The organism is Mycobacterium cookii (assembly GCF_010727945.1).
GTDB classification, from domain to species: Bacteria; Actinomycetota; Actinomycetes; order Mycobacteriales; family Mycobacteriaceae; genus Mycobacterium; species Mycobacterium cookii.
The window spans coordinates 3,789,785-3,813,551 of the sequence record NZ_AP022569.1 but is presented as its reverse complement, the minus strand read 5'-3'; the positions used below and the strand labels follow the sequence as shown (position 1 = coordinate 3,813,551).

General features: G+C 65.4%; 19 protein-coding genes. 6 read left to right on the top strand and 13 right to left on the bottom strand.

The window, feature by feature from the left end:
- Positions 1-31: 31 nt before the first annotated feature.
- Entirely contained in the window at positions 32-982 is a 951-nt protein-coding gene (locus G6N27_RS17980) for an MIP/aquaporin family protein (RefSeq protein ID WP_197746508.1), read from the top strand.
- 2 nt (positions 983-984) lie between these two features.
- Here G6N27_RS17980 and G6N27_RS17975 read toward each other — a convergent pair whose 3' ends face one another.
- Entirely contained in the window at positions 985-1,764 is a 780-nt protein-coding gene (locus tag G6N27_RS17975) for a crotonase/enoyl-CoA hydratase family protein (RefSeq protein WP_232064656.1), read from the bottom strand.
- Positions 1,765-1,879: 115 nt separating this feature from the next.
- On the opposite strand from G6N27_RS17975, the gene G6N27_RS17970 reads away from it, so the two are divergent.
- Together G6N27_RS17970 and fadD12 are read left to right on the top strand one after the other, a co-directional pair.
- Entirely contained in the window at positions 1,880-2,686 is an 807-nt protein-coding gene (locus tag G6N27_RS17970; RefSeq protein ID WP_163778484.1) for a 1-acyl-sn-glycerol-3-phosphate acyltransferase, read from the top strand.
- Positions 2,686-4,293, top strand: a complete 1,608-nt coding sequence (gene fadD12, locus G6N27_RS17965) for an acyl-CoA ligase FadD12 (RefSeq protein ID WP_163778481.1) — start codon at positions 2,686-2,688, stop codon at positions 4,291-4,293. Before G6N27_RS17970 ends, fadD12 begins: the two co-directional genes overlap by 1 nt.
- On the opposite strand, the gene G6N27_RS17960 is transcribed toward fadD12, so the two are convergent.
- Together G6N27_RS17960 and G6N27_RS17955 are read right to left on the bottom strand one after the other, a co-directional pair.
- Complete coding sequence (locus G6N27_RS17960) at positions 4,284-5,702, bottom strand: WS/DGAT/MGAT family O-acyltransferase (RefSeq protein WP_163778479.1); 1,419 nt, start codon at positions 5,700-5,702, stop codon at positions 4,284-4,286. The two genes, fadD12 and G6N27_RS17960, sit on opposite strands and share 10 nt — an antisense overlap.
- 27 nt (positions 5,703-5,729) lie before the next feature.
- Positions 5,730-6,950 (bottom strand): alpha/beta hydrolase, encoded by a 1,221-nt coding sequence (locus G6N27_RS17955; RefSeq protein ID WP_163778474.1) that lies wholly within the window; start codon positions 6,948-6,950, stop codon positions 5,730-5,732.
- Positions 6,951-7,106: 156 nt separating this feature from the next.
- On the opposite strand from G6N27_RS17955, the gene G6N27_RS25100 reads away from it, so the two are divergent.
- Together G6N27_RS25100 and G6N27_RS17950 are read left to right on the top strand one after the other, a co-directional pair.
- A complete protein-coding gene (locus tag G6N27_RS25100) occupies positions 7,107-7,265 on the top strand; it encodes a DUF6307 family protein (RefSeq protein ID WP_170308178.1) in 159 nt (52 codons plus the stop codon).
- A gap of 88 nt (positions 7,266-7,353) precedes the next feature.
- On the top strand, positions 7,354-7,566 hold the full coding sequence (locus G6N27_RS17950; RefSeq protein ID WP_163774190.1) for a hypothetical protein: 213 nt from the start codon (positions 7,354-7,356) through the stop codon (positions 7,564-7,566).
- Positions 7,567-7,593: 27 nt separating this feature from the next.
- On the opposite strand, the gene G6N27_RS17945 is transcribed toward G6N27_RS17950, so the two are convergent.
- Positions 7,594-8,061 carry a glucose-6-phosphate dehydrogenase gene (locus G6N27_RS17945; RefSeq protein WP_163778471.1) on the bottom strand — a complete coding sequence of 156 codons (468 nt, stop codon included), beginning with the start codon at positions 8,059-8,061 and terminating at the stop codon, positions 7,594-7,596.
- Positions 8,062-8,210: 149 nt separating this feature from the next.
- Between G6N27_RS17945 and G6N27_RS17940 the strand changes: the two genes are divergently transcribed.
- Complete coding sequence (locus tag G6N27_RS17940) at positions 8,211-9,902, top strand: SulP family inorganic anion transporter (protein WP_163778468.1); 1,692 nt, start codon at positions 8,211-8,213, stop codon at positions 9,900-9,902.
- Between the two features lie 10 nt (positions 9,903-9,912).
- On the opposite strand, the gene G6N27_RS17935 is transcribed toward G6N27_RS17940, so the two are convergent.
- Genes G6N27_RS17935 through ppsA form a run of 9 tightly spaced genes read right to left on the bottom strand, consistent with a single transcriptional unit; the run spans position 9,913 to position 23,638 of the window.
- Positions 9,913-10,395, bottom strand: coding sequence for a hydrogenase maturation protease (locus tag G6N27_RS17935; protein WP_163778464.1), 483 nt, complete (start codon positions 10,393-10,395; stop codon positions 9,913-9,915).
- Positions 10,379-11,854 (bottom strand): Ni/Fe hydrogenase subunit alpha, encoded by a 1,476-nt coding sequence (locus G6N27_RS17930; protein ID WP_269474218.1) that lies wholly within the window; start codon positions 11,852-11,854, stop codon positions 10,379-10,381. The genes G6N27_RS17935 and G6N27_RS17930 overlap by 17 nt, the downstream gene beginning before the upstream one ends.
- A 7-nt stretch (positions 11,855-11,861) precedes the next feature.
- Entirely contained in the window at positions 11,862-12,491 is a 630-nt protein-coding gene (locus G6N27_RS17925; RefSeq protein WP_163778458.1) for an NADH-quinone oxidoreductase subunit B family protein, read from the bottom strand.
- A complete protein-coding gene (locus G6N27_RS17920; protein ID WP_163778454.1) occupies positions 12,488-13,201 on the bottom strand; it encodes a 2Fe-2S iron-sulfur cluster-binding protein in 714 nt (237 codons plus the stop codon). Before G6N27_RS17920 ends, G6N27_RS17925 begins: the two co-directional genes overlap by 4 nt.
- Positions 13,198-14,982, bottom strand: coding sequence for an NAD(P)H-dependent oxidoreductase subunit E (locus G6N27_RS17915; RefSeq protein WP_163778451.1), 1,785 nt, complete (start codon positions 14,980-14,982; stop codon positions 13,198-13,200). Before G6N27_RS17915 ends, G6N27_RS17920 begins: the two co-directional genes overlap by 4 nt.
- Before the next feature lie 22 nt (positions 14,983-15,004).
- Entirely contained in the window at positions 15,005-16,015 is a 1,011-nt protein-coding gene (locus tag G6N27_RS17910) for a dihydroorotate dehydrogenase-like protein (protein ID WP_163778448.1), read from the bottom strand.
- A complete protein-coding gene (gene nifJ, locus G6N27_RS17905) occupies positions 16,015-19,587 on the bottom strand; it encodes a pyruvate:ferredoxin (flavodoxin) oxidoreductase (protein ID WP_163778445.1) in 3,573 nt (1,190 codons plus the stop codon). Before nifJ ends, G6N27_RS17910 begins: the two co-directional genes overlap by 1 nt.
- Complete coding sequence (locus G6N27_RS17900; protein ID WP_163778441.1) at positions 19,584-21,245, bottom strand: NAD(P)-binding protein; 1,662 nt, start codon at positions 21,243-21,245, stop codon at positions 19,584-19,586. Before G6N27_RS17900 ends, nifJ begins: the two co-directional genes overlap by 4 nt.
- Entirely contained in the window at positions 21,242-23,638 is a 2,397-nt protein-coding gene (gene ppsA, locus G6N27_RS17895) for a phosphoenolpyruvate synthase (RefSeq protein ID WP_163778438.1), read from the bottom strand. The genes G6N27_RS17900 and ppsA overlap by 4 nt, the downstream gene beginning before the upstream one ends.
- Between the last annotated feature and the right edge of the window lie 129 nt (positions 23,639-23,767).

Sequence of the window (23,767 nt, the reverse complement as noted above, 5' to 3'; positions counted from 1 at the left end):
AACGCCCTTCACCGCTACCAGACTGACCAGGATGCGTGCCGGCATCGCAGGCGCGATGCTGGCCGAGTTCTTCGGCACCTTCGTGTTGTTGCTACTCGGCCTGGGAACCTGCGCGGTCAACGTCGTCGGCCTGCCCGGTTCCGGCAGGCAGACCGTCCCGTTCGGCCCAGATAACTGGCTGATCAACATCTTCGGCTGGGCGTTCGCCGTAATGCTGGCCGCATATGTCTCCGGCGGTATCAGCGGTGCACATTTCAATCCCGCGGTGACGCTGGCCTTCGCAGTGGCACGGAAGTTCGAGTGGCGCAACGTGATTCCCTATTGGGTGTCGCAGCTCGCGGGCGCCTTCTGCGGTGCCGCCATGGTTTACGTCGTCTACCGGCCTGCGATAGACAGCTTCAACGCCGCCAGCCATCTGTCGCGGGCTGATTCGATGGACACCTATGGGATTTTCGCCACCTCCCCCGCCTCGTATTTCCACGGCGGCTACCTCGGACCGGTCGTCGACCAACTTGTCGGTACGGCGATTCTCGTGCTGCTGATCGCGGCGTTGATCGACAACCGCAACCAGGCGCCGGCCGGCAACTTGGCGCCATTGCTCATCGGCTTCATCATCGCGGTGATCGGCTGCTCCTACGGAACCAATGCCGGCTACGCGCTCAACCCGGCCCGCGAACTCGGTCCGCGGCTGTTCGCGTGGTTAGAGGGTTGGGGGAAGCTGGCGTTGCCGGGCGACTACGGGCCGACGACCAACTACTGGTGGATTCCGGTGTTCGTACCGCTGTTCGGCGCGGTCGCCGGCATCCTGCTCTACGACTTCTTCATCGGCAACGTGCTGGAAGCCCGAGCCGCGATGATGCGCACCCCGGAACCGGGTCTGGCGCCGGTACCCACCACCGACGCGTCGGCGGGGGTGGCCGGTCCGGTCACCGCCGAGGACAGCGCCGAGGCCGAGCAACTCGAGGACGATCGGGCCGCCTGAGATCAGGTGCCGGTCCACTGGGCCGGCCGCTTCTCGGCGAACGCGATGGCGCCCTCCTTGGCGTCATTCGACGAGAACACCGGCATCAGGATCTTGTTCTGCTCGGCGAACTGCGTGTCGGGACTCCAACCGCGGGATTCGACGATGATCCGCTTGGTGGCGGCCACGGCCAGCGGACCGTTGACGGTGATCCGCTCGGCCAAGTCGATCGCAGCGTCCAGCGCACCGCCGGGCTCGGCCAGCACGTTGACCATGCCGAGCGCGTGCGCGCGCTCGGCGGTGAAGGCCTCGCCCGTGAGCGCCAACTCCATCGCGATCGCGGGCGGGATGCGCTGCGGCAGTCGCAGCAGTCCCCCGCCGCCGGCCACCAGGCCGCGCTTGACCTCGGGGATACCGAACGACGCGTCCTTGGACGCCACGATCAGGTCGGTGGCCAGCGCCAACTCGGTGCCGCCGGCCAGTGCGTAGCCCTCGACCGCGGCGATCAGCGGCTTGTCCGGTCCGCGCTCGGTGAAGCCCATGCCACGGCCTTCGACGATGGGCACCTCGCCGCGGGCGAACGCCTTGAGATCCATGCCCGCGCAGAATGTTCCGCCCGCCCCGGTCACGATGCCGACCGAAAGCCCGGGGTCGCGGTCGAGCCTGTCGACCGCGTCGGCCAAACCATGGGCGACCGCGGAGTTGACCGCGTTCTTGGCCTTGGGCCGGTTGATGGTGATGATCAGGATCCGGTCCCGCTGCTCGACGAGGACTTCGGGTTCGGTGGCTTCTTCAGTGCTCACGACGGCGTGACGCTCCTTGTTCGATGTGTAACGGGCTTTCGAGGAGATGGTATCCAGCCTCTGCGGCTCGGCTAGCATCACAGCCAAACCCGCGCTGAAACCCCAGGGGAATGCGTTGACCGCAACCGATATCGAATCCAGCGAGCTGTCCAAATGGGATCCCGGGCTCACCGAACGTGTGATGGGCTGGATCCGCCCGATCATCAAGGGCTATCACCGAGCCGAGATACGTGGCCTGGAGTCTTTCCCGCCGGGTGGCGCGCTGGTGGTGTCGAACCATTCCGGCGGGCTCTTCGCCATGGACGTACCGGTGTTCGCCACCGGGTTCTACGAGCAGTTCGGCTACGGCCGGCCGGTCTACACGCTCAGCCACGACATCATCTTCACCGGACCGACCGGCGAGTTCTTCCGCCGCACCGGCTTCATCCGTGCCAACCACGAGAACGCCGACGAGGCACTGCGATCCGGCGGAGTCGTCGTGGTGTTCCCGGGCGGTGACTACGACGTCTATCGACCGACGCTGTCGGAGAACACCATCGACTTCGACGGCCGCACCGGGTACGTGCGGGCGGCGCTGAACGCCGGCGTTCCGATCGTGCCGGCGGTGTCCATCGGCGGTCAGGAAAGTCAGCTCTATCTGACCCGCGGCATGGGACTGGCCAAGGCGTTGCGACTGGACAAGCTGATGCGGGTGAAGATCCTGCCCATCTCGGTGGGCTTCCCGTTCGGCCTGTCCGCAGTTCTGCCGGTGAACATGCCGCTGCCGACCAAGATCGTGATGCAGGTGCTCGAGCCGATCGACATCACGGCGCAGTTCGGCGAGGAGCCCGATATCGCCGCGGTCGACGCCCATGTCCGTCGCGTCATGCAGAAAGCGCTCGACGGGTTGGCCAAGCAGCGCCGGCTTCCGGTCATCGGCTAGTGGCTTTCGGTCTGCTCGGTACCCTGGTCCGCGCGGGAATCATCGCCCCCCTGCGGCCCGACAAATACGTCCGGATGGCGGCCGCGATTCGTCGCGAAGGTCTGTCGTTCACCATGGGATTCGCGTTGGCGGCGCAACGCTGCCCGAATCGTGCCGCACTGATCGACGAGCTCGGCTCGCTGACGTTCCGCGAGCTCGACCAGCGTGCAGACGCGTTGGCTTCAGCGCTGCAGAGCCTGCCCGGTGGCACCCCGACGGTGGTGGCGATCATGTGCCGCAATCATCGCGGGTTCGTCGAAGCGTTGATCGCCGCCAACCGGATCGGCGCCGACGTGCTGCTGCTGAACACCTCGTTCGCCGGGCCGGCGCTGGCCGACGTGGTCGAACGCGAGGGCGCCGACGCGGTGATCTACGACGAGGAATTCACCGAATCGGTGGACCGCGCGCTGGCCGACAGACCCGAAACCACCCGCGTCGTCGCATGGACCGACCATCCGGACAGCCACGCGACCACCGTCGAGAAGCTGATCACCAGCCACCGTGGCGAGCGGCCAGCCCGCACCGAACACACCGGCAGGTTGATTCTGCTGACCTCTGGCACCACCGGTAATCCCAAGGGCGCCAAGCATTCCGGCGGCGGTGCAACCGAACTGAAGGCGATCCTCGACCGCGTCCCGTGGCACACCGAGGAGACGACGGTGGTGGTGGCGCCGATGTTTCACGCCTGGGGCTTTTCCCAACTGGTGTTCGCCGCGTCGCTGGGCTGCACGATCGCGACCAGGCGCAAGTTCGACCCGGAAGCCACCCTCGACCTCGTCGACCGGTATCAGGCCACCGGGCTGTGCGTCGTCCCGGTGATGTTCGACCGGATCATGGATCTGCCCGACGACGTGCGCCGCCGCTACAGCGGTCGGTCGCTGAAATTCGCCACCGCATCGGGATCCCGGATGCGCCCCGACGTCGTCACGCGTTTCATGGACGAATTCGGCGACATCATCTACAACAACTACAACGCCACCGAGGCCGGCATGATCGCCACCGCGACGCCGGAAGACCTGCGGGCCGCGCCCGACACCGCCGGAAAACCCGCTGTCGGCACCGAGATTCGCATCCTGGATGGCGATCACCGACCGGTGCCCACCGGCGAGGTCGGCCAGATCTTCGTGCGCAACTCCAACCGTTTCGACGGCTACACCTCGGGGGCGGGCAAGGATTTTCACGACGGCTTCATGGCATCCGGTGACGTCGGCCGCCTCGACGAGGCCGGCCGACTGTACGTGGTCGGACGTGATGACGAGATGATCGTCTCCGGCGGCGAGAACGTCTACCCGATCGAGGTGGAGAAAACACTGGCCTTGCACCCGGGCGTCGCCGAGGCCACCGTGATGGGCGTCGACGACGAGCAGTACGGGCAGCGGTTGGCGGCCTTCGTCGTTCTGACGCAAGGTGATTCGGCCACGGTTGACGACCTCAAGCAACACGTCCGGGAAAACCTGGCCAACTACAAGGTGCCTCGCGAGATCATTGTCCTCGACGAGTTGCCGCGCGGCAGCACCGGCAAGATCTCCCGCCGCGACTTGTTGAGCCACATCGACACTCAGGCCTGAGCCATCGCGCCTTCGACAACCGTCAACGTGTCGGAAAGCCCTGCAGCACGGCGTATTTCGACGAACTCGTCGATGATCGCTGAGGTCACCTCGTGCGGGTCGTCGACAGTGGCGCCGTCGGCGAGCACCGAAACATTCAGCTGGTCAACGTAACTCCACACCGTGATGTTCAAGCCGCTGCCGGTGGTGAGCGGACCGACAGAGTAGATCTCGGTCACCAGCGCTCCGCCGACCCGGCCATGCTCACGAGGACCCGGAACGTTGGAGATCGGCAGGTTGAGTACCTTGTTCTGACCGTCGCGGCTGGCCAGCCAACGGAAAAGCGACTCCGACGGGCCCGGCGGAAAGTAGGCCGCCCACCGGCTGACCAACTCCGGGCCGAGCAAGTGGTGGCTCTCCTTGGCCTCGACGGCGTAGTCGTGTGCGCGCCGTACCCGCTCCACCGGATCGTCGACGTCGGCGGGCAGCGCGACCATCATTCCGGTGAACAGGTTTCCCGACACCCGATCCGGCGAGAAGTCGAAGCTCACCGGCACCGACGCCAGCAGCGGGTGATCGGAGTCGCCGTCGTAGCGCAGTCGCAGCTTGCGTAACGCGCCCGCGGACAGCGCCAACACCATGTCGTTGATCGTGACGCCGAGCGCCTTGCTGGTTTCCTTGATGTCGCTCAACGCCAAAGTTGCTGTCGCGAAGCGTCGTTCGGGCGTGAGCATGTGGTTCATGAAGGTCGGCGGTGGGGTGAACGGCATCGTCAACTCCGGCGACAGCTTGCGGCTGCTGCGTCGCACCCGGTTGAGGCCCTTCGCGGTGTAGCCGATGGTCGCGGGGATCCGGCCGATATGCCGCATGTGATCGGCGAACGCCGACCGCACCAGCTCGCCGGTCGACGGCGCCGGGTCGGGTGCGTGCCGGACCTCCCCACTCTGCGGCCCGGGCGCCAGATCCATTCCGCGGGCCAGGAGATTCGCCGCCGCGACTCCGTCGGCCAGCGCATGGTGGATCTTGCCGACCACCGCGATTCGGTTGTCGGCCAGCCCCTCGACGAAATACATCTCCCACAGCGGATAATCGCGGTCCAGCGGCGTGCTGGCGATCTCGCCGATCGCCTCGTCCAGTTCACGACGGCCACCCGGCGCGGGCAGCCGCCACGGCCGCACGTGATACGTCAGATCGACGTCGACGTTCTCCCGCCACATTGGGTGGTGCATTTTGAGCGGGACGTCAATCAGCTGATAGCAGAACGGCTCCAGCTTGTACAACCGGCTGTGGATCACCCGGCGGAATGCGTCGATGTCGAAGTCACGACGGTCTTCGGCCAACTCGATCACCGCGACCTTGAGCGTGTGCATGTGCACATTCGGTGTTTCGCTGTACAGCAGTACCGCGTCCCAACCGCTCAGCCGTTTCATGGGAGGGACCCTACAGTCGGCCGGCGGCTAAATAACTTCTTTGGCAGCGATCATCCGATTGCGATGAATCTGCCCGAGAAACAGCCCGATCGCCGTCGACATCGCGCCGGTGCGTGCACCGTCGATCATGTCGAATCCGTGTCCGGCGCCGGGCAACTCCACGTAGCTCACCAACGAACGGGATACCGACCTGAGCCGCTCGACGAAGCTGCGCGCCTGCTCGACCGGGATGACTTTGTCGCTGCTGCCGTGAATGACCAAGAACGGCGGCGCATCCGGGTGTATCCGGGCGATCGGCGAGGCGTCGCGGAAAACGTGTGGGTGGCGACTAATCCTGCGCTTGACCACCACGCGCTCGAGGAAATCGACGAACTGCTCACGCTCGGGGGTCGACCGGTCCTCCCAGTCGTACCGTCCGTAGATACCCACCACGGCGTCCACCGAGGTGTCCGAGCCGGCCGGCAGGTCGGTCTGCATCTCCGGGTCGTTGGCGGTGAGCCCGGCCAGCGCCGACAGATGGCCGCCGGCCGAACACCCCGCCACCGCAATGAAATTGCGGTCGCCGCCGAACTTGTCCACGTTGGCCCGCGCCCACGCGATCGCGGTCTTGACGTCGGTGATGTGCGATGGCCAGCGGTGGTGCGGCGACACCCGGTATTGGGCCGACAGGCACACCCATCCCATTTCGGCCAGGTGCGACATCAGCGCATAGCCCTGAAGTTGGCGGCCACCGTGCACCCATGCGCCGCCCGGGACAAAGATCAGCACGGGCGCCGGCCGGACCGGCAGGTCCCTGCGACGCCACACGTCCAGCAACTGCGCCGGTTGCCGGCCGTACCTGACCGACGTGCGGTGCAAATGGCGACGGTGATGCTTGGCGCGCCAGAACGGCGGCGTCCGCTCCGGTGCCGGCCACTCGATGTCCAGGTCTTTCGCCGACACCACGCCGCGCAGCGCCGCGTCGGACACCGCCTGAGTTTGGTCGCGTTCGGCTTTCTTGAGCTCGCCGATGCCCGGGGTTAGCCACGACTTTGCCGACGACGACATCATCGCGGGCGCCAACCGGGAACCCCAGATGCCCATCGCGGTGACTCCGCCCAGCGGTTCCAGGTGCCGACCGATCACCGGTAGCGACGCGATCGCGTCGCTGGCTGCCAGCATGTAGTCCCCGGGACGGGCCCGTAGCAACCATTTGGCCCTGGAGATCATGGTGCGCCCAGGGAAGCGCGGTGCCGGTCGTACCGTCATCGGGGGAGCGTACCCCGCGGTCCGGCGGCCAAACCGGAAACTCGTTGAGTTCGTTCATGGCAGCGCCAGCCGCGCCTATCGACGCGAATCGGCGTACCGTCGAGGTATCGGGCAGCTCAGTTACGGGCAAAATGCCCGCTTGAAAAGGACAAACCGATGGCTTCACCGACCACGTTCCGCTCGCCCTATGTCATTCGTCTCGAACTGGTCAGAGACACGATCAAAGCTCACTCCAAGCTCAAGGACGAGGACGCCGCCGAATTGGCGAAACATGTTCTGCACGCGTTGAATTCGATTCCGGAGAAGATGCGCTGAGTTCGGGTCCACGGCGATCCCCACTTCCCGACCACACGGTCTCGGCCAAACGAGGCCCCGGGGCCGATTCACTTGCGAGACAGACGGTTTGAGTCGTGAACTCGTCCTGATCCGATCACCGAAGGTCTGCAGACGACTAGAGTCCACGAAGGCCGATGCCAAGCAGAACACGCCGCAGCAGAGGGTCCTCATCGGCGGTGCGCTGCTCGGGATTGTTGGTGCGCTGGTGGCCATTCCGATCGCAGCGGCCCTGCTGTTACTCACCCAGGAAGTGCTGTATCCGCGACTCGACGAGGTCTGAGGGCATCTGACGAGCCCGGAGGGTGTGCTAGCCAGGCAGATCCACCCGCAACGCCAGGTGCTCGTCCAGAATCCGGCGCAGCGCGGCGTCCATTGGATGGGCGGATGCAAGGTCGCGGTCAAATTGGCTGTCTACCACGACTACCGCGCCCTCACGCAGTTCGACGCTGTCCACCTGGTCGACGAACGGTTCGAACAACGCGGACGGCGTGGCCAAGTAACACAGCGCCCGACGCGACTCGTTCGACCCGGCGGCATACATCAGTCCGTGCTGGGTGATCACAAAGATTTCCGAGGTGATCCTGGCGTTCGGAGTCTCGGCTTCGGCCCACGCCGTTGCGGCGCACCGAGTCTGTGCCAATTTGTCGGGGATGTCGTCCGTCAGCGTGAGTAACCGGTCGACGAGTGCGCCACCCATTCGCGGATACGCGTCGATGGCCGGTCCGAAGTACCGCCGGAAGATCTCGCCGAAGAAGTCGTACCTTTGCTCGCTCATCGCAGCTCCCCGGGTTTCAGGCGGACACATCAATTGTGCGCCTGCACCGTCGGCTTAGCACGAATTTGGCCAGGACGGCCGCCTCTCCGAGCGCCAACACGGCGTCCAGCACGTCGGTCTCCGGCCTGACGGGTTGCAATGATGGGTACATGCGGTCGGCAGCGAGCTTCACGGCGCGGGTGCTGGGGGCGCGGTCGATGCTGTTGTCCTCACTGCACGGCTACCGATCGTCGTGGGTGATTGGCGACCTGGTCGCAGCGCTGACGTTGCTGGCGATCGCGGTGCCTGAGCAATTAGCCACCGCCCGGCTGGCCGGCATGCCGCCGATCACCGGCTTCTACGCGTTTGTCGCGGGCAGCGTGATGTTCGCGCTGTTGGGCTCCAACCCGCAGATGTCGGTCGGCGCCGATTCGACCATCGCCCCGCTATTTGCCGTCGGCATCGCCGCCGTGGTGTCGGCCGTCGCCCCTGGCTACGTGTGGTTGATCGGAATCCTCGCGGTGACAGTCGGTGTGGTGGTGGCTCTGGTTGGACTACTGCGGCTCGGGTGGGTCGCCGAGTTTCTGTCGGCGCCGATCATCAGCGGATTCCTTGGCGGGGTTGCGATCATCATCGTGGTACACCAGCTACCTGATCTGCTCGGCCTGCCCGGCGCCAGCGGCAGCACACTGCACCGGGTGGGTGTCACGCTCAGCGGCCTGCATTCGATCAACGGGTGGGCGCTGGGCATCGGGGTCGGCGTGTTCATCATCGTGGTCGTCGCCGAACGCATCGATCGCCGGCTTCCGGGGGCGTTCGTCGGGCTGATCGGCTCGACGATCCTCGTCGCCGCGATGAAGCTGCACGCCCATGGGGTAATGGTGTTGGGTGCGGTGGCCCACGGCGCGCCGCACCTCGGGCTGCACGGGCTGTCCTGGTCGGCGTTGGGTCCGGTGGCGCCGATCGCCGGCGTGGTCGCCCTGGTGATTGTCAGCCAGACGGCGGCGACGACCCGCGCGTTCGCCGACCAGGGTGCATATGAGGTGGACGTCAATCGCGACTTCCTCGGCGTCGGAGCCGGCAATATCGTCGCCGGCCTGGTCGGCGCCTTTCCCGTGAACGCAAGCCCGCCGCGAACCGCCGCCGTGGTCTCGGCCGCCGGGCGGACCCAGGTGGCCGAACTGGCTGCTGCCGGGGCCCTGGTCCTGTTGATCCCTGCCGTCGCGCTGCTCGAGGACCTGCCCTTGGCCACTCTGGCGGCGATCCTGATCTTCATCGCAACCCGCATCGTGCCCATTCGCGATCTCGTCGACATCGCCCGCTACGACCGTTTCGAATTCGGACTGGCTCTGATCACTCTGCTCACGGTCGCACTCGTCGGCGTCGAGCAGGGCATCACCGTCGCGGTCGCGCTGGCCATCCTCGACCGCACCCGCCTCACCGCCCGCCCGCACCTGCACGTGCTGGGCCGCATCCCCTCGACCACCAGTTGGGCCCCGCTCGACGGCAGCGAACACGCCATCGCGATTCCCGGGGTCCTCGTGGTGCTGTTCTCGACACCCCTCTGGTATGCCAACGCCGGTCGTTTCAGAACCGACTTGACTGCAGCGGTCGACCACGCAGGTCACTCACTTGGGCTCGTCGTACTCGACGCGATGGGAATGACTGACCTCGATTACACCGGAGCCCGGACATTACGCGAGATGCTCGAACACCTGGACCACAGTGAGGTGTCTTTTGCGATGGCAAGGACCAATAAGACGGTCCGCGCCGCCTTGGCTCGGAGCGGCCTGCTGGCGCGGATCGGCGAGGACCACTTGTTCGCCTCCGTCGGCGAAGCAGTCAACGCTTTGCACCCCTGAGCCGCCAGCGCTAACGCGGTACCGACAAGAACTCCAGCGATCGGCTGAGGTTGTGTTGCGCAGGGCTGGTCAGTCCCAGCTGGAGTTCCCACTCGTAGCCGCGGATCGCCAGCAGGTAGGCCTCCGGAAGGTGTTCGAAGCACTGCTGGGTGGTCGCGAGGATCGCCGGCACTGAGAGTGCGTGCGAGGTGAAGCTGAAGTCCAGTCTCGGCTCCGGAAGGCTCAGGTTAAACGATTCGACCCCAGGGTCTTTGGTGGCATCCACGAACAGAACTCGGGTGTATCGGCTGATCAGATCCGCGTCTTCGAGACTCAGCTGATAGGTACGGCGCAGGCGTGCGCGAGGCCGAGGATGGATCTGCTCGAGCCGGTCGATGAAGGCCCAGCCCAATCCGTCGTCCTGACGTCCGTCGTTACCGATGCCATAGATCAGCGACGTGGAGTTGTCGAAGAGCCCGAACGTGACACGGTGCGGTTCAGCGCGCACGCTCATCGAGCACCCGCCCCTTTGCGTCCACAACGGTAACTATCAACGGCATCTGCCCGAGGGCGTGGGTGGCGCAGCTCAGGCAGGGATCATAGGCGCGGATGCCCACCTCGATGGCGTTCATCATGCCCTCGGTGATCTCAGCCTGGCCGCCGAGATAGTCCTCGGCGACGCTGCGTACCGTCCGGTTGAGCACCTGGTTGTTCTGCGTAGTCGCCACGATCAGGTTGGCAAAGGTGATATTGCCTTCGCGATCGGCGCGATAGTGGTGCAGAAGGGTCCCCCGGGGGGCTTCCACCACACCGACCCCGTCCCCGGTCCAGGCATCGGCGCCGGGCGACACCACCAGGTCATCCTTTTGCAGGTCGGGGTCGTTGAGTAGATCCCTGACAACCTCTGCGGCGTGGATGATTTCGATGGTGCGCGCCCAATTGGTGTGCAGCGTAATGTTATTGGCGCGCCCGCCGGTGTAAGCGTGGAACTTCTCCAGCGCTTCGGCGGCGATGGGAGTGGACAGGCTCCGGGTGACGTTGAGGCGGGCCAGTGGGCCGACCCGCACCGAGCCCGCGTCGCGGCCAAGATCGGTGAGGAACGGGAACTTCATATAGGTCCACTTCTCGACCCCCTCGGAGAAGTGGTCGAGATAGTCGCGGTAGTCGAACTCGCGTACGAGCTTCTTCTGCTCGTCGACGACCCTGAGTCGCCCGTCGTAATAATCGACGTTGCCGTCATCGTCCACCAGACACATGTTCAGCGCCGACACGTTGGCGAAGCCGTCGACTTGGGCACGATGCTCGTCGTGGAAGTCGTAGAACATCTGCAGACCCAACTGAGCGTCGTCGATGACCTCGTCGATGGAGGACAATCCGTCATCGCCGCGCAGGAATCGGTCGACGTCGGCGGCCGTGAGGCTTTTGTTGACACCGCCGGGCACCGCGGAGAGGCCGTGCATGCGTTTTCCGAAGACGGCGGCGATGACCTCTTGGCCCCACTTACGCAGCCGGACAACGCGTTTGACGAGACCAGGATTGGCCTCGATCAGTCCGATGAAGTTGCGCTGCTCGGGTGCGGCGTCGATCCCGAACATCATCTCCGGCACCACCAAGTAGAAGTAGGCGGTGACGTGTGATTGCAGCATTTGTGCGTAGTGACCCAGCCGGCGCATCTTGATTGCGGTCGGGGTGAGATAAGTGCCCGACGCCGGCCCGACGCCGATCATCTCGTCGAGGGCCTTGGCCCCGCCAAGGTGGTGGCTGACGAAGCAGATCCCGCAGATCCGCTGCATGAGAACTGGCGCTTCCCAGTACGGGTGGCCCTGGATGAACTTCTCATAGCCGCGGAACTCCACCACGTGCAGCTTGGCGTCGATCACGTTGCGGTCGTCGTCAAGTTCGATGACCACCTTTCCGTGTCCTTCGATTCGGGTGACCGGATCGATCACGAGCGTTGTTGCCACAGCGGCCATTCCCCGATCAGTCGAAATGGTTGAGAGACTTGGGCAGATTCACCGGACGCCCGTTGACAAGGTCTTCCAAAACGTCGAGGATCGCGTCCGCCCCCGGGGGGCAGCCCGGGATGAAGTAGTCCATCTGCACGACCTCGTGGCACGGGTACACGTTGTTGGTGAGGACGGGGATCCGATTGTGATAGGGGACAACCGGGCTCGCGGCAGGCGGCGCCGTCGGGGAGTTTGTATAAGCCTCCGCTAGACAATCCTTGAGCCCCACCAGATTACGCAACGCCGGGACACCACCCCAAATCGCGCAGGCGCCGACCGAGATCAGAACATCGCAGTTGTCCCTGAAATGCCGCAGCGTCTCGATATTGTCCTCGTTGGCGACCCCGCCCTCGATGAATCCGATCGCGCACCGCTCCGGAATGCGCTTGATGTCGGTGAACGACGACCGCAGGATGGTGATCTTGTCCAACAGGGCGATCATCCGCTCGTCGATGTCGAGCAACGACAAGCTACATCCCCAACAGCCGCACAGGCTGATCATCGAGACCTTGATCTTCCCGGCGCGCTTGGCGGCCAGTTCCGGGTCGAGCGGGGTGGCCGGAAGTTCGTGCGAGGCAAACTCGTTGGGGTTCGACGAGGTCACGTTTCATGCCTCCGCGATGGTTCGAGCGCTCGGTCTTTCACCGATTCGACGTCGTAGCGCCGCTCGCCGATAGGCTCGTCATACCCCACCCCTTTTTCGAGAATCGTTCCAACCGGGCAGATGTCGACCGCCTCACGGACCTGCTCGGGGGGCATCTGGTTGGCCAGTTCGACGTCGATCTCAATGCGGGCATCAGCTCCGCGACCGCTGATGCTGAAGATCTTCTTGCCTGTCGCGCGATCCCGGACGAACTCCACGCAACGCTGGCAGAAGATGCAGCGGTCGCGCTCCAGCCAGATCCTGTCCGCCGCATGGTCGGCAACCCGCTCGGGGAACTGGTATGGGAAGCGGGACACCATCATGTCCACCTCGTAGCCGACCGCCTGCAGCGTGCACCGGCCGGCCTTTTCACAGCTGGGGCAGTTGTGGTTGCCCTCGGAGAACAGCAACTCCACCAACGCTTTACGCGCATCGGTGGTCTCCGGGTCGTTGACCTCCACCCGCATCCCATCGCTGACCTGGACCGCACAGGCGGGGGCGACCGCGCCGTTGACCTTGACCGAGCACACTCGGCAGGTGCCCAGGACAGGATGCTCGGGCAGATAGCACAAGGTCGGGATGTAGACGCCCGCCTCCGCGGCGACGTCGACGAGCGTCCTGCCCTCCTCGCAGGTGACGGTCTTGCCGTCGATCTCGATCCGGATGGTCACGGCGACTCCCGGGGTGCCAGCGCGGCAACAGCTTGGGCGTAGCCAGTCAGCTCAGCCTCTGGGTCGAAGGACGGCAGCAGGTCGCCGTTGCGCTCACGAAGTCGGGCCGAATAGATTTCCGGGAACTTGTTCAGCGTGCTCAGGATGGGGTTGGGCGAGGTGGCGCCGAGCCCGCACCGGCTGGTGTGCGCGACGATCCCACCCCAGGCAACCATGTCGTCGAGATCAGATCGGACCGCCCGACCCGCGGCCACCAGCCCGATCTTCTGCCGCAGCATCACGTTGCCCGCACGACACGGCACACAGATGCCGCAGGACTCGTCGACGAAGAACTGCATGAAGTCCCCGACGATGTCGATCAGATCGCGGTCGTGATTGAACACCATGAAAGAGCCGTTGCAGGACAGATCGTCGTAGGCAAGCCTGCGGTCAGCGTCGGCGGCCACCGAGAGCATCTCCCCAGACGGGCCGCTGATCTGTACGGCCCGCGGGTTGTCGGCGCCGACCATGTCGAGCACCTGACGCAACGTCACCCCCCACTCCGCCTCGTAGATCCCGGGAGCGGCGCAGTCGCCGGCGACGCTGAGCAGCCGGGTGCCGGTTGATCCCGGCACACCCATTGCCGCGAACCACTCGGCACCCTCCTGCATGATCCGGGTCACCGCGGCGAAGGTCTCGACGTTGTTCACCACCGTTGGCTTGCCCAGGAACCCGTGCTCGACCGGGAAAGGCGGCTTGAGTCGCGGCGTTCCCCGCTTACCCTCGCAGGACTCGAGGAGCGCGGTCTCGTCGCCGCAGATGTAGGCACCGGCACCCAACTGGATGCGGATCTCGAACCCGTCGCCGAGCACTCCATCCTCGCGTAGTTCCACCAGCTGCCGGGCGAGGTAATCGCGCAGATACGCATACTCTGCGCGAAGGTAGAGGATGCCGTTGCGGGCCCCAACGCCGTGGGCCGCGATCGCCATGCCCACGAATACCTGCTTGGGCGCATACGTCAGCAGCGCCCGGTCCTTGAAGGTCCCGGGCTCGCCTTCGTCGGCGTTGCAGATGATGTATTTCTCGTCGCCGGTGGCCGCACGGCAGAACTTCCACTTGGTGCCGGTCGGGAAACCCGCGCCGCCCAGCCCCCGCAGGCCGGACTCGGCGACGGTGGCGATCACGCGCTCGGGGGTCATCGCCAGGCAGCGGTGTCGCAAAGCGCTGTAATCGGTGTCGCCGCAGAAGAACACCGGCCCCGCGGTATGCACGGTGGTGCGTGTCAGCGCGTCGACGTATGCCACATCGTCGCGTGACAGCCCAGCCGGATTGGCGATCTGCGCCGCAGACTCACCTCTCTTCAGTCCCTCGATGATCTCGCCGACCGAAGCCGGTGACAGGTCTGTGAAGGCGACACCGTCGATGAGCATCGCCGGTTCGTGGTCGCTCAACCCGATGCACGCGGTTTCGAACAACCCGAAGTCGTCCGACCCGGGGCCGCCGAATCGTGTCCCGGTCTCGACTTCCAGGGCCTGATACACCTCGCGGTGGCCCTGCATCTTCGCAATGACGTTGTTGCTCAGATAAATTCGGTGACGGCCCGACGGCGTGGTGTGGAAGAAATGGTAGAACGTCGCAGTCTCCAGAACATCCTCGACGGACAGCCCGAGCCAATCGGCGATCCCGGCGGCGGATTCGCCTGAGATGTAGCCGGATTCGCGTTGCACATCCCACAAGATGTCGATGAGCCCAGCACGGTCACGGACGTGCCGATTGAGAATCGTCGCGATACCGGAAGTCATCGTTGCTGCACCACCCTGTCACTCAGAGTATCGGGCTGCCGGTGCTGTTGGCTTGTTGTAGCGCGCTGACGTAGTCCCAGCGTTCGCGGGAGCTTTCGTCGGCGTCAAGGGATACCGCGACCAGCCCACGCAGTTCCTCGACGGTGGTGTATCCCTTGCGCCTCATCCAGTCACGCAAGCCGTCGAGCAGTACCGCCGCGTGTTCCGGTCCGTGGCGCAGCAGTGCCGACGCGGTCATCACCACATCCGCACCGGCGAGCAGGTACTTGATCAGCTCCGTGGCGCTCTCGACGCCGGTGGTCGCGGCCAGCGACGCACCGACCCGTCCACGCAGTAACGCAATCCAGGTCAGCGGCAATCGAATCTCTGCCGGAGTCGACAATGACACCGCGCGCACCACGGTGAGAGTCTCGGGGTCGATGTCGGGCTGCAGGAATCGATTGAACAGAACGAGCGCGTCCGCACCGGCCTCGTCCAGGCGCCGTGCCATTTCCCCGGTCGCGCTGAAGTACGGGCTGAGCTTCACCGCCACCGGGACGGTCACCGCGTCCTTGACCCGCGCCAAGATGTCGAGGTGACGCTGCTCGACATCGCGGCCCTGGACGTGCGGATCGCCGGGCAGGTAGTAGATGTTCAATTCGATTGCGGCCGCACCACAATCCTGCATTGACCGGGCGTACCGGGCCCAACTGCCGGGCGTGCTGCCGTTGAGGCTGCCGATCACCGGAACCGAGACCGTGCCGGCCGCGCGTTCGAGCAGGCTCAGGTAGCGGCGCGGACCGTGGTCCTCGTCAGCGGCCTGCGGGAAGTAGCTCAGCGCTTCGGCGAAGCCTTCTGCGCCTGCATTGGCAAGACGTGAGTTCTGCTCGGCCTCGCGGCGCAGTTGCTCTTCGAACAGCGAGTAGAGCACGACCGCACCGACACCGGCGTCGTCGAGGCGCCGGATGCCGTCCACGGTCTGCGACAGCGGAGATGCCGCCGCCACCAAGGGATTACGCAATATCAAGCCCATGTAGCGAGTCGACAGGTCCATCAGCGTTCCCTGCGGGCGTCGGCGTGGAAGCGTTCGGGACCGCGGGAGGCCATCTCCTCGTAGACATTCCAGCGCTGGGAGTTGGCCTGTTCGGCTAGGCTCAGCAGCCGGTCATACTCGGCCGGATCAGCGTTGGCCAGTGAGCGGTACCGCAGTTCCCGGGTGCGGTAGTCGGCGAGCGGGATCCGCGGCCGGTGCGAATCGAGCAGGAACGGGTTCGCTCCGGCCGCCCGCAGCACCGGGTCATAGCGGAACAGCGGCCAGTGCCCGCTGGCCACGGCACGGTACTGCTGATCCATCCCCTGACGCATTTCGATGCCGTGCGCAATGCACTGGCTGTAGGCGATCACCAGCGAAGGTCCGTCGTACGCCTCCGCTTCGCGGAATGCCTGCAACGTCTGTTGCGGATCGGCGCCCATCGCGACCCTGGCGACGTAGATGTTTCCGTAGGCGATCGCCTGGAGAGCGAGATCCTTCAACGGCACTGTCTTGCCGGCGGCGGCAAACTTGGCCACCGCGCCCAGGGGGGTCGCCTTCGACATCTGGCCGCCGGTGTTGGAATACACCTCGGTGTCGAGCACCAGCACGTTGACGTTGCGCCCGCTGGCCAGGACGTGGTCGAGCCCGCCGGACCCGATGTCATACGCCCAGCCGTCACCGCCGACGATCCACACGCTGCGCCGGACCAGGTGATCGACCACGCTGCGCAGGTCACTGGTGATGGCGGGATCGAGGCTGTCCAGGCGACGCTGTAGCTCGGCCAACCGCTGCCGCTGCGCGTGCAACTCGGACTCCCGCAGCTGTGGGGCTTCGAGGATGGCGTCGACGAGTTCGGCGCCGACGGCGTCGCGCAATTCGGACAGCCGCCGTGCAGCCAGCCGCGTGTGCACGTCGGTGGCCAACCGGAAGCCGAGCCCGAATTCCGCGTTGTCCTCGAACAGCGAGTTGGACCACGCCGGCCCCCGGCCGTCGGCGTTGGTGGTCCACGGCGTGGTGGGCAGGTTGCCGCCGTAGATCGACGAGCAGCCGGTCGCGTTGGCAATCATCAGGCGGTCGCCGAAGAGCTGGGAGAGCAGCTTTAGGTAGGGCGTCTCGCCGCACCCCGCGCAGGCGCCGGAGAACTCGAATAGCGGCTCGAGGAACTGCGATCCGCGCACGGTGCCGAAGTCCACCCGGGACCGGTCGTTGGTCGGCAGGGTCTCGAAGAAGGCGATGTTGTCTCGCTCGGTGGCCAACCGCGGCTCGCCGGGAGCGAGATTGATCGCCTTGGTTCCGGTGGTGCCTGGAATGACCACCGGGCAAGCCTCCACACACAGCCCGCACCCCGTGCAGTCCTCGACGTACACCTGCAGCGAGTACCGGGCGTTGGGCAGCCCGACGGCGTCCAGCGGCGCCGAGTCGAATGTCTCTGGCGCGCTCGCCAGTTGGGACTGGTCGTAGTACTTCGACCGGATCACGCTGTGCGGGCAGACGAAGCTGCAGTTGCCGCACTGAATACAGCTCCCGGCATCCCAGACCGCGACCAGCTCGGAAATGTTGCGCTTCTCGTATGCGGTCGTGCCACTCGGGTAGCTGCCATCTACCGGAAGTGCGCTGACCGGCAGAGCATTTCCGCGTCCAGCCATCATCTCCGCGGTAACACTGCGGACGAATTCCGGCGCCGAGTCGGGCACGGTCGGTGCCGGTGTGCGCGTGGAGGTCACCTGGGCCGGCAACTCGATCCGGTGCAACCCGTCCAGCGCGGCGTCCACCGCGGCCAGCTCGCGCCGCAGCACGTCGGCGCCGCGGTCGCCGTACATCTTTTCGACCGATTCCTTGATGCGGGCGATGGCCTGCTCGCGGGGGAGCACCGCAGAGATCGCGAAGAAGCACGTCTGCAGCACGATGTTGATGCGTCCGGCAAGCCCGACATCCCGGGCGATCCGGCCGGCGTCGACGATGTACAGCGTCATTCGCTTGTCCAGGAGCTGTTGCTGGATGCTGCGCGGCAGTGCGTCCCATACCTTGTCCGGCTGATGCCGGCAGTTCAGCAGCAGTGTTGCGCCCGGCGCGGCTCGGCCCAGCACGTCGACCGTGTCGAGAAACCGGAATTGGTGGCAGCCAATGACATTGGCGCGAGTCACCAGATAAGGGGCCCGGATCGGGGCCGGCCCGAAGCGGAGATGCGACTCGGTCTGGGAACCCGACTTCTTCGAGTCGTAGACGAAATAGCCCTGGGCGTTCAACCCCTCTTCGGAACCCAGAATCTTGATCGTGTTCTTATTCGCGCTGACGGTTCCGTCCGAACCCAACCCGAAGAAGATCGCCCGCACTGTGTCAGGCGATTCGATGTCGAACGATGGGTCATAGTCGACACTCGTACCCGAGACGTCGTCGTCGATTCCGACGGTGAATCGTGGGCGCGGCTGCTCACGAGCGAGTTCGGCGAACACCCCGGCGACCATGGCGGGCGTGAATTCCTTGGAGGACAGTCCGTAACGTCCTCCCGTCACGCGCGGCATGACCAGACGCTCCCCGTCGGCACACGCCTCGGCCAGCGCCGCGAGAACGTCCAGATACAACGGCTCGCCGATCGACCCCGGCTCCTTGGTGCGGTCCAGAACGCCGACTGTACGCACCGTCGTCGGCAGCGCATCGAGGAACGCGCGGGTGGGAAACGGGCGATACAGCCGCATTTGCACCACCCCGACGCGCTCGCCACGTTCGGCGAGAGCGGCTACGGTTTGCACGACGGTCTGTCCGCCCGAGCCCATCACCACCAGCACCCGCTGCGCCTCCGGGTGCCCGGTGTAGTCGACGATGTGCGTCGTTCTGCCGGTGCGTTCGCCCAGACGCACCATCAGGTCCTCGACCACACCGGGAACCCTTGCGTAGAAGGGATTTACCGTTTCACGTGCCTGAAAGTAGATGTCCGGGTTCTGCGCGGTGCCGCGAATGAACGGGCGCTCCGGAGACAGCGCCCGTCCGCGATGTGCCCAGACCAACTCTTCGGGCACCAGCGCCCGCAGGTCGTCGTCCGACAGCGTCTCGATCGTGTTGAGTTCGTGCGAGGTTCGGAATCCGTCGAAGAAGTGCACGAACGGTACCCGGGTCATCAGCGTGGCCGCCTGCGCCACGAGGGCCAGGTCGTGTGCTTCCTGCACAGAGGCCGATGCGAGCAGCGCGAATCCGGTCTGCCGAACGGCCATCACGTCAGAATGGTCGCCGAAGATTGACAATCCCTGGGCGGCAATCGATCTGGCTGCCACGTTGATGACGGCTGCCGTCAGTTCACCGGCGATCTTGTACATGTTCGGGATCATCAGCAGTAGACCCTGCGACGAGGTGAAGGTCGTGGTCAACGCGCCGCTCTGCAGGGCGCCGTGCAGAGCGCCGGCCGCTCCGCCCTCGCTTTGCATCTCGACCACCGTCGGAACGGCGCCCCACACATTGGCCCGCCCCGCGCTGGACCATTGGTCGGCCAACTCGGCCATCGGCGATGACGGTGTGATCGGGTAGATGCAACACACTTCGTTGAGTCGGTAGGCGACCGAAACGGCGGCCTCGTTGCCATCCACCGTGGCGCGTGTCATTTCGGCTCCGGGAACATCTCGATGGCATGCACCGGGCACTGATCGAAGCAGACGGCGCAGCCCGTGCACCGGTCGTAGTCGAACTTGTAGCGGTGCCCGACGCCGAGTTTGATTACCGCGTCCTCCGGGCAGGCGCCCAGGCAGCCGTCGCATTCGAAGCAGTTGCCGCACGAAAGGCAACGTCCCGCCTCGTAGGTCGCCTCGCCGGCGGACAAACCGCCGACAACTTCCTCGAAAGTCTTTACGCGCCTATCGGGCTCGAGTTCGGGCTGCTGACGCCGCGCGGCATCGCCGAAGAACCAGAGGTGCAGCGAGTCGAACGTCGCCGTCGGGTGTTTGGCCGAGGGTGCGCCCGTCGCGTTGTGCAACCAGGCGTCGATGTGGTGCGCCGCCTTCTTCCCATGCCCGACACCGACTGTGACGGTGCGCTCACTGGGCACCATGTCGCCGCCGGCGAACACGCCCGGGCAGCCCGTCATCAATGATTCCGAGACGCGCACGCTGCCGTCGTTGTCGAACTCAACTCCCGGCAATGTCCGCATGAACGCCGATTCCGTCTCCTGGCCGAGCGCCATGATCAGTGTGTCGGCGGCCAGCGTCTCGAAGCGTCCGGTCGGTCGTGGATAGCCCGAGGCGTCGAGTTCCATTACCTCAACTTGTAATTCGGGACCGTCGAAGGCGCTGATGGTGCGCAGCCAGTTGATGCGAACGCCCTCGCGTTCGGCGTCCTGGGCTTCTTCCTCGTGGGCGGGCATCTGCTCGCGAGTGCGGCGGTAGACGATGACCGCGTCCTCGGCACCGAGGCGGCGGGCCACGCGGGCGGCGTCCATCGCGGTGTTGCCGCCGCCGTAGACGGCCACGTGGCGGCCGATCGCCGGCTTCTCCCCGGAGGCGACGTTGCGCAGAAAGGACACCGCGTCCACCATCGTGCCGGCGTCGCGGGCGGGAATGTCGACCCGTTTGGCCAGATGCGCACCGACGGCGACGAACACCGCGTCGAAGCCGCCCTCGTCCCGTTCGGCCGCAAGGTCATCGACCCGGTGATCGCTGGTCAACCGGACACCCATCGCCGCGATCCGGTTCAACTCGATATCCAGCACGTCACGGGGCAGTCGGTAGCCCGGGATGCCGTAGCGCATCATGCCGCCGGGCGCGGCACCGGCGTCGCGGATCTCCACCTCGTGGCCGAGGCGGGTCAGATGGTAGGCGGCGGACAGTCCGCTGGGCCCCGCGCCGATGACCAGGACTCGCCGGCCGGTGCGGGCAGCCGGCGGTTCGAAGGTCCAACCGCGCTCGGCAGCAAGGTCACCGAGGAACCGCTCTACCGAATGGATCGATACGGAGCTGTCGAGATGGGCACGGTTGCAGACGGTTTCACACGGGTGGTAGCACACCCGTCCGTGGATCGCCGCGAATGGGTTGTCCGCGACGAGTTGACGCCAAGCCTGCTCGTGCCGGCCGGCGGTGGCGTGGGCAAGCCAAGCTTGGATGTTCTCGCCGGCAGGACAACCGGCATTGCAGGGGGGTAGCAAATCGACGTAAACAGGTCGGCGCTGGCGCACCGGTCCGGCCCGAGGCTGGCCGTGCGCCAAGTCCGCAAGCGGCGTGAGGTCACCGGAGGTCGCCGCCGCGGGCCAATGGAATCCGCCGCTCGTCATTGCGCTGATACGAGCTGTTTCTCCACTTGGAGGACCTGACGGGTGGTCTTGATCACCGTGTCGGGGTTGAGGCTCATCGACTCGATGCCGACCCGGACCAAGAACTCGGCCATGTCCGGGTAGTCCGAAGGCGCTTGTCCACACAGGCCCGAGTGAATTCCGTTGCGGCGACAGCCCTCAACGGCCATGCGAATCATCTCCTTGACGCCCTCGTCGCGTTCGTCGTAGTCGAACGCCACGATCTCGCTGTCACGATCGACGCCCAGGGTGAGCTGAGTCAGATCGTTGGAGCCGATGGAGAAGCCGTCGAAACGCTTGGCGAATTCGTCGATGAGGATCACGTTGTTGGGTATCTCGCACATCGCGTACACCTTGAGTCCGTTCTCGCCACGGCGCAGACCGAGGTCGGCCATCGTCTGCAGGACGAGGTCCGCCTCAGCGATTCGGCGCACGAACGGGAGCATGAGGATGACGTTCGTCAGACCCATGTCTTCGCGTACCCGCCGCATCGCGCGGCATTCCAGCGCGAAGCCCTCGGCGTAGGCGGGATGCGCGTAACGCGACGCGCCTCGGAAACCGAGCATCGGGTTGCTTTCGGTCGGCTCGAAGGCCGCTCCGCCGACCAGGCTTGCGTACTCGTTGGTCTTGAAGTCCGACATCCGTACCACCACGGGCTTGGGCCAGAAGGCGGCAGCGATGGTGCCGATTCCTTCCGATAGACGCTGCACGAAAAAGGCGCTCCCGTCGGGATAGTCGCGCGTGAGCCGATCGATCGTCTTGCGCGCCTCGGGGTCGTCAACCTTCTCGGGGTGCAGCAGGGCCTGCGGGTGGACGCGGATGTCCTCGCTGATGATGAACTCCATCCGGGCCAGTCCCACGCCGTCGTTCGGCAGGAACGACGTCTTGAAGGCCAGCGCGGGGTTCCCGAGGTTGATCATGATCTGGGTGCGCGGGCGCGCCAGATCCGCCACCTCACTGCGGTCCACGTGGAAGCCGAGTTCGCCCCGGTACACGCGACCCGATTCGCCGTCGGCACAGGACACCGTCACGGTTTCGCCGTCGGGCACGCACGTGGTTCCGTCGCCGGTGCCGACCACGGCGGGGATGCCGAGCTCGCGAGCGATGATCGACGCGTGGCAGGTGCGACCGCCGCGGTTGGTGATGATCGCCGCGGCCGACTTCATGATCGGCTCCCAGTCGGGGGTGGTGGTGTCGGCGACGAGTACCTCGCCGGGCCTGAACTCGGATAGGTGCTCGGGGTTATGGATTCGTCTTGCGACGCCCGTGGCGATCCGGTCGCCGACCGCGCGGCCCTCAGTGATCAGCTCACCGCGACCCTCGAGCACGTAGGTTTCCAGCGTCGTTGCGGTGTGCTGGGAGGCCACCGTCTCAGGGCGGGCTTGAACGATGTAGAGCTTTCCGTCCAGACCGTCCTTGGCCCACTCCATGTCCATCGGCCGCCCGTAGTGCGCCTCGATGGTGCACGCGTAGCCGGCCAGTTCCAGGACGTCCTCATCGGTGATGCAGAACCGGGCACGGTCGGACTTCGGTGTCGGGACGTTTCGCACCGTGCTCTTCGTGTCACCCTCGACGAGGATCATCTTCACCGCCTTGTCGCCGACGCGACGGCGCAACACGGCGCGGTGGCCGGCTAGATAGGTCGGCTTGTGGACGTAGAACTCGTCGGGGTCGACGGCGCCCTGAACCACATTCTCGCCGAGGCCGTAGTCGCCCGTCACCAAGACTGCATCGCGAAACCCCGACTCGGTGTCGATGGAGAACATCACGCCGGACGAAGCGATATCGGAGCGCACCATCTTCATCACGCCGATCGACAGGGACACCTTGAATTGATCGAAGCCCTGATCGAGTCGGTAATGGATGGCGCGATCGGTGAACAGGCTGGCGAAACAACGCCGACACGTGTCGAGCAGACTCTGCTCGCCTTTGATGTTGAGATACGAATCCTGTTGGCCGGCGAAGCTCGCCGTCGGCAGGTCCTCAGCGGTCGCCGAGCTCCGCACAGCGAGGCTCACCTCCTCGCCGTACTCCTCTTGGAGCTTGCGATAGGCATCCAGAATCTCGGCGGCCAGATCGTCGGGGAGCCCGGCGCCGTAGACGATCTCACGCGCGCGCTTGCCTTTACGCGCCAGCGCGGCGACGTCGGCGGGGTCCAGCTCGTCGAGCTCGGCATGCAAGCGGTCCCAGGCGCCGGCCTCGTCCAACATGTAGCGATAAGCCTCGGCGGTGATCGCGAATCCGTGCGGGACGCGGACGCCCTGCCCGGACAGCTTCTGGAACATCTCGCCCAGCGACGCGTTCTTTCCGCCGACGAGCGGCACGTCGTCGATGCCGAACTCCTCAAAAAAGCGGACGTACCGGGATGTGGTCATGACTTGTCCTCTCGTAGCGCATTAAGCTTTCGTCCGCATTCGTTGCCCGACAACGCCATTCGTCGTGGCGGCACAGAAACGATCGATACGTTCGGTGTGGCGGTTCGTTGCCGTATGGCCGATAACGCC

Excerpts from the sequence above, each read along its gene's own strand:
- G6N27_RS17945 (WP_163778471.1), bottom strand. The coding sequence starts at position 8,061 with ATGAGCGAGCAAAGGTACGACTTCTTCGGCGAGATCTTCCGGCGGTAC.
- G6N27_RS17910 (WP_163778448.1), bottom strand. The coding sequence starts at position 16,015 with ATGGACCTGTCGACTCGCTACATGGGCTTGATATTGCGTAATCCCTTG.
- G6N27_RS17980 (WP_197746508.1), top strand. The coding sequence starts at position 32 with ATGCGTGCCGGCATCGCAGGCGCGATGCTGGCCGAGTTCTTCGGCACC.
- G6N27_RS17900 (WP_163778441.1), bottom strand. The coding sequence starts at position 21,245 with ATGACGAGCGGCGGATTCCATTGGCCCGCGGCGGCGACCTCCGGTGAC.
- G6N27_RS17960 (WP_163778479.1), bottom strand. The coding sequence starts at position 5,702 with ATGAAACGGCTGAGCGGTTGGGACGCGGTACTGCTGTACAGCGAAACA.
- ppsA (WP_163778438.1), bottom strand. The coding sequence starts at position 23,638 with ATGACCACATCCCGGTACGTCCGCTTTTTTGAGGAGTTCGGCATCGAC.
- nifJ (WP_163778445.1), bottom strand. The coding sequence starts at position 19,587 with ATGACACGCGCCACGGTGGATGGCAACGAGGCCGCCGTTTCGGTCGCC.
- G6N27_RS17940 (WP_163778468.1), top strand. The coding sequence starts at position 8,211 with ATGCGGTCGGCAGCGAGCTTCACGGCGCGGGTGCTGGGGGCGCGGTCG.
- G6N27_RS17955 (WP_163778474.1), bottom strand. The coding sequence starts at position 6,950 with ATGACGGTACGACCGGCACCGCGCTTCCCTGGGCGCACCATGATCTCC.
- G6N27_RS17915 (WP_163778451.1), bottom strand. The coding sequence starts at position 14,982 with ATGACTTCCGGTATCGCGACGATTCTCAATCGGCACGTCCGTGACCGT.
- G6N27_RS25100 (WP_170308178.1), top strand. The coding sequence starts at position 7,107 with ATGGCTTCACCGACCACGTTCCGCTCGCCCTATGTCATTCGTCTCGAA.
- G6N27_RS17935 (WP_163778464.1), bottom strand. The coding sequence starts at position 10,395 with ATGAGCGTGCGCGCTGAACCGCACCGTGTCACGTTCGGGCTCTTCGAC.
- G6N27_RS17930 (WP_269474218.1), bottom strand. The coding sequence starts at position 11,854 with ATGGCCGCTGTGGCAACAACGCTCGTGATCGATCCGGTCACCCGAATC.